We start from the raw sequence: 5269 nt of genomic DNA, 5'->3' as shown, positions 1-5269 counted from the left end.
CGCTGACGGTCAGCTACCTCATCATCGGCATGGGGCTCTTGGTGCTGTTCAACTGGGCCGGCGTACCGAAATCGCTGCTCGCCGCCGGCATCGGCCACGTCGTGATCAATCTGCCGCTGTGCTTCGCCATCATCTACAGCCAGATGGGCGATCACCAGATCAACATCGAGCGCGCCGCGCGCGATCTCGGCGCGCCGGAGTGGAAGGTGCTGCTCTTGATCACCGTGCCGGTCATGGCGCCGGCGATCTGTGCCGGCTTCTTCCTGTCGATGACCTTCTCCTGGGACGAATTCGTGATCTCCTTCCTGCTGACCCGCTTCGACACCACGCTGCCGGTGGAAATCTGGAACCTGCTGCGCTCCGGCCTTAACCCGAAAACCAACGCGATCGGCTCGCTGGTTTTCGCCGTCTCCATCGTGCTGGTCGTGCTGTTCGAACTGACATTGCTGCGCCGGAGAAAAGCATGACCGCGCCTCTGGTCGATATCCGCGCTGTCTCACACCGTTTCGGGCAGCTGGCGGTGCTGAAAGACGTCTCGCTCAAGATCGAACCCGGCAGCTACACGATCCTGCTCGGGCCGTCGGGCTCCGGCAAGACGACGCTCTTGTCGATCCTCGGCGGCTTCGTCACGCCCAGCGAAGGCAAGGTTTTCATCCGCGGCGAGGACTGCACCGCAGTGCCGCCGGCGAAACGCCCGACGACGACGGTGTTCCAGGACTATGCGCTGTTTCCGCATATGAGCGTCGGCGGCAATGTCGGGTTCGGGCTGCGCATGCAAGGCGTCGATGGTGCGACGCGCGCCGCAAAAGCCCGCGAGGCGCTGGCGCTGGTCGGGCTGGCTACCGCCTTCGACAAGAAGCCGCACCAGCTTTCCGGCGGCCAGCGGCAGCGCGTGGCGCTGGCGCGGGCGCTGGTGATCGAGCCGGCGGTGCTTCTGCTCGACGAGCCGCTCGGCGCACTCGACCTCAAACTGCGCCGGCAGATGCAGGACGAGTTGAAGGCAATCCAGAAGCGCGTCGGCACCGCCTTCATCCATGTCACCCACGACCAGGAAGAGGCGATGGCGCTGGCCGACCATTGCGTGGTGATGAATGACGGCCGCATCGAGGACGAAGGCCCGCCCGAGCGCGTCTACGCCAGGCCSGCRACMCGCTTTTCCGCSACCTTCATGGGCGAAAGCACCATCCTTGCCGGCAMGGTCACGCAAGCCAAGGACAGGACGAGCACAGTCTCGACGCCGGCCGGACCGGTTTTGCTGCGCAGCGCCTTGCCTGTGGGCTCGGCTGTTGCATTGGCCATCCGGCCGGAGTACCTCCTCCTCGGTGGGGCCGCGGGCACCGCAAGTCTCGGCATGGCAAAAGTGAGCGACGTTGTCTTCCAGGGCAGTTTCAAGCGTGTGCTTGCCGTTTCAGTCGCGGATCCCTCGCTGCAGTTCATCGCCAAGCTGCCGGCATCAGCCACCGTCCAGCCCGGCGACACAGTTGCCGTTTCGTGCGATACCGACCAGATCATCGTTTTGACGGACTGAAATGGCACCCCTTCCGGTCATCGACGCACCAGACTGGTACGAGACCATCCGCATGGCCGACGGTGTCACGTTGATCCACGAGCCGTGGATAAAACCCTTCTTCCGCTGCAACATGTGGCATGTGCGCGGCCGCGACCGCGACCTCCTGTTCGACAGCGGTCTCGGTCATTTCAGCTTGCGCACACATGTGCCCTTGGTSASCGAGCGCAAGCTGACCTGCGTCGCCAGCCATACGCATTTCGATCACATCGGCTGCCATCACGAATTTCCCGACCGCTGCGTGCACCGGGCCGAGGCGGAAATCCTTGCCGATCCGCGCAACGAATGGACGGCCGCCGGCACATATGCGACCGAAGAGATGTTCGATCGCCAGCCGCAAGGTTGGGACACAGCGCGCTACCGCATTTTAGCCGCGCCGGCCGACCGCCTGCTCGAGCATGGCGATATCATCGATCTCGGCGACCGCGCCTTCGAGGTGATCCACACACCCGGCCATTCGCCCGGCGGCATCGCGCTCTACGAGGACAAGACCGGCATCTTGCTGTCCGGCGACATCATCTATGACGGCCCGCTGATCGACGACGTCTACCATTCGGACATCCCAGACTATGTCGAGACGCTGCTCGCCATGCGCGAACTCGATGTCTCGATCGTGCATGGCGGCCATTTCCCGAGCTTCGGCAAGGTGCGCTACCGCCAGCTGATCGACGAGTATCTTTCGCAGAAACGCCAGGCCGGCTGCCACCTGAGCCAGCGCCCCTGAGAAACAGCTACGGCATCAATTCGAAATGCCGCGGAAATGCCTGATGCAGCAGCAGCAGCATGGTCTTGCGCAGCACATTGGTGTCACGGCTCGAAGGGTTCAGATGGTCCCAGTACCATGCGCCGTGAACCAGATAGTTCAGGCTCTCCGACAATGTGTCTATGTCGACGCCGGYATARCCGCCGCTGCGCGAAATCTCGATCAGAARCTCGCGYGCYTCAGCGGTGTAGGCGAGATCGCTCGGCARGCCGATTTCATTATATATCTGCATGCTCTTGCGRTCGCTGGAGAACRCAACRAAGACGGACACCCATTTCGGRTGCTGCCGGGCRAAACGYTGCGCGCAATCGACSGCGCCCAGCACCCTTTCAGCCGGCGTCAGGCCGGGCGCCCGCACCAAAGTGATCCACAGTTCGTCGTACTGATCGCTGAGATACTGCAGCACGACCCGGAACAGGTTCTCCTTGCTGCGGAAATGAAAGACGACCAGCGCGTTGGACGAGCCTACATGTTCAGCGATGCGCTGCATGGTGACGCTGGCCAGGCCCTCCTCCGCGATGAGCTCGATGGTGGCGTCGATGATGCGCTGCACGCTGGCTTCGCCGCGCTCGCGCCGGCGGTCCTTGGGCGCGGCGGCATCATTTGCCGCGCCCTTCGTCGCCGCAGCCTTGCGTTTCTCCGGCTTTGCGGTTGCCTTGCGTTGCGCCATTGTCGTCAGGCCTTTCGGACCCACGGCGGAAATATCCCGCCGCACAAATTACTTCGGCATATGGCACGCCGCATCCCGGAAATGTCTCAAAGCGACGGGCGTGCCTCGGCGTTTCCATACCATTGCCCGCGGGCCGTTTCATAGGCCAGTCCGGCGCGGAAGACATCGGCGTCGCAATAGGTGCGGCCAACGATCTGGATGCCTGTCGGCACGCCGTTGGCGGCGCGGCCCGACGGTATCGTCAGAACCGGGCARCGGCTCAGCATGTTGAACGGCGTCGTCATCACCCAACCCAGCGAGGGGTTTACCTCCCTGCCGTTGATCTCAACCTTGTCCCTGGTCTGATCGAACTCCGCCGGCACCGCTGGAAGCGCATTTGTCGGGCAGATCAGCACGTCGTAGGTCTCCAGCAGCGGGCCCAGCGTCTGGTACATCCTGGCCGCCACCTCCAGTGTGGCGACAAAATCCGCGGCCTTCGACTTCTGCCCATCCTGCGCGAACTGCCTGGCATAGCTGGTCATGTCCTTGCCGTGCTTCTCCAACAGTTGCGACAGCGAGGCGCCGAACAGGTGCTCCAGATAGGCCATGCCGGCCTTGAGCACCTCGTCGCCCCAGCCCAGGTCAACCTCCTCGACCGTGGCGCCAAGCGAGCGGAAGACATCGCAGGCGGCAAGTGTGTTTTTGCGCACGTCGGGATCGACTTCAAAAGAGCCGAGATCCATGGAGAAGGCTATTCTCCAGCCCTTGATCGGCTTGTAGTCGAACGGCAGACGCAGTTTGGGACGCAGCGTGGCGATGTCGAGCGGGCTCGGYCCGGCCATGACGTTCTGCAGCAGGATCGCATCCCTKACATTTCGCGCCAGCGGTCCGGTGTGGCAATAGAAGTCGAGGTTGAAGGGCGGCTCGTCCGGATTGCGGCCGTAGGGCGGCTTGAAGCCGACAAGACCGCAGGCCGAGGCAGGAATGCGGATCGACCCGGCAATGTCCGAGCCGGTGGCGATCGACGATGTCCCTGAAGCCAGCGTTGCCGCAGACCCGCCCGACGACCCGCCCGGCGTGAATTCCGGATTCCAGGGATTGCGGGTGACGCCCCACCGCTTCGACCAGGTATAGCCGGCGCAGCTGAATTCCGGCGTCGCCGTGCGCGCATGCACGATGCCGCCTGCCTTGATGATGCGCTCGTTGATGGTCGAGGTATGGCCGCCAAGAGCATCCTTCGACAGCAGCGAGCCATGCGAGGTCGGCTTGCCCTTGATGTAGCTCTCGTCCTTGATGCCGATCGGCAGGCCCTCGAGCGCGCCGGTTTTGGCACCCTTGGCGTATTTCGCCTCGGCTTTTCTGGCCAGCGCCATCGCCTCTTCGAAATGGGTGAAGGTGAAGCAGTTGATCGTCGGCTTCGTCGCCTCGGCGCGATCGATGGTCGCCTGCATCAGTTCGACGGGCGAAARGGTCTTGGCCTTGAACCGCCGCAGCGCTTCGCTCGCCGGCATGTAGCAGAGGTCGAGATCGGTCATGAAAGTCTCCCGCGATCGCCCGGATCGCCTTGGCTTGATGGATCGAGAGGTGGCCGCGCCGCATGTCGCGGCGCGGAAAACARCGGAKCAGGCTATTTCTGCAGRTCRGTCCAGATCTTGGTGTAGAGCGCCTGCACRTCCGRCGGACAGGCCGCCATGAACTGGCCCTTGGCGGCGAATTCGGCCGGCACGTTCACCTCCGGCGCGTCCTTCATGTCGGCCGGCATGAACGCTTCCGAGCCCTTGATGCCGTTCGAATAGCGCGCGAAGGCCGAGATCAAGGCGGCATTCTGCGGGTCCATGATGAAGTTCTGGAACAGCTTGGCGTTGTCGACGTTCTCGGCGTCCTTGAGAACCGCGACATTGTCCATCCAGATCGGATAGCCCTCCTTGGGATAGCCATAGACGATCTTGTCGTTCTGCAGCCGCTGGCGCAGCGAAATGCCGTTCCAGTTGACGCCGGCGGCGATGTCGCCCTTGCCGAGGCCATCGACGGCGCCATAGTCGAAGGACAGCCATTTCGCCTTGGCCTCGACCAGCTTGTCGCGAACCTTCTTCAGCAACACCTTGTCGTCGGTGCAATACTGGCCGCCTTCGTAGGCGATGGCGAGGAACATGATGTCACCCATTTCGGGCACGACATTGATTTTGCCGACCAATTCGGGCGGTGGGTCGAGGAAGATTGCCGACGTGTTCACATCGCCCGAATAGACCGATTTGTTCACCGATATGCCTGTCGTGCCCCACTGCCACGG

Annotated in this window: 6 protein-coding genes; 3 read left to right on the top strand and 3 right to left on the bottom strand. The window is 62.9% G+C overall.

Annotated elements, in window-relative coordinates:
• The 3 genes from AC1DX0_RS30670 to AC1DX0_RS30660 all read left to right on the top strand — a co-directional run.
• On the top strand, positions 1-467 hold a 467-nt coding region (locus AC1DX0_RS30670; RefSeq protein ID WP_477358186.1), incomplete at its 5' end, for an ABC transporter permease.
• On the top strand, positions 464-1528 hold the full coding sequence (locus AC1DX0_RS30665; protein ID WP_477358183.1) for an ABC transporter ATP-binding protein: 1065 nt from the start codon (positions 464-466) through the stop codon (positions 1526-1528). The genes AC1DX0_RS30670 and AC1DX0_RS30665, both read left to right, overlap by 4 nt.
• 1 nt (position 1529) lies before the next feature.
• Positions 1530-2291 carry an MBL fold metallo-hydrolase gene (locus AC1DX0_RS30660; RefSeq protein ID WP_477358180.1) on the top strand — a complete coding sequence of 254 codons (762 nt, stop codon included), beginning with the start codon at positions 1530-1532 and terminating at the stop codon, positions 2289-2291.
• A gap of 7 nt (positions 2292-2298) precedes the next feature.
• Here the strand turns inward: AC1DX0_RS30660 and AC1DX0_RS30655 are convergent, their stop codons facing one another.
• The 3 genes from AC1DX0_RS30655 to AC1DX0_RS30645 all read right to left on the bottom strand — a co-directional run.
• Positions 2299-3024, bottom strand: coding sequence for a TetR/AcrR family transcriptional regulator (locus tag AC1DX0_RS30655; RefSeq protein ID WP_477358177.1), 726 nt, complete (start codon positions 3022-3024; stop codon positions 2299-2301).
• Positions 3025-3086: 62 nt separating this feature from the next.
• On the bottom strand, positions 3087-4514 hold the full coding sequence (locus tag AC1DX0_RS30650) for an amidase (protein WP_477358174.1): 1428 nt from the start codon (positions 4512-4514) through the stop codon (positions 3087-3089).
• A 92-nt stretch (positions 4515-4606) separates the two neighbouring features.
• Positions 4607-5269: extracellular solute-binding protein (locus AC1DX0_RS30645; RefSeq protein ID WP_477358171.1), on the bottom strand; the 663-nt coding region annotated here is incomplete at its 5' end.

This window comes from Mesorhizobium sp. P3_A9, assembly GCF_056402975.1.
Note: the sequence above shows the minus strand (reverse complement) of the source record. Positions and strands in the feature narration are given on the sequence as shown.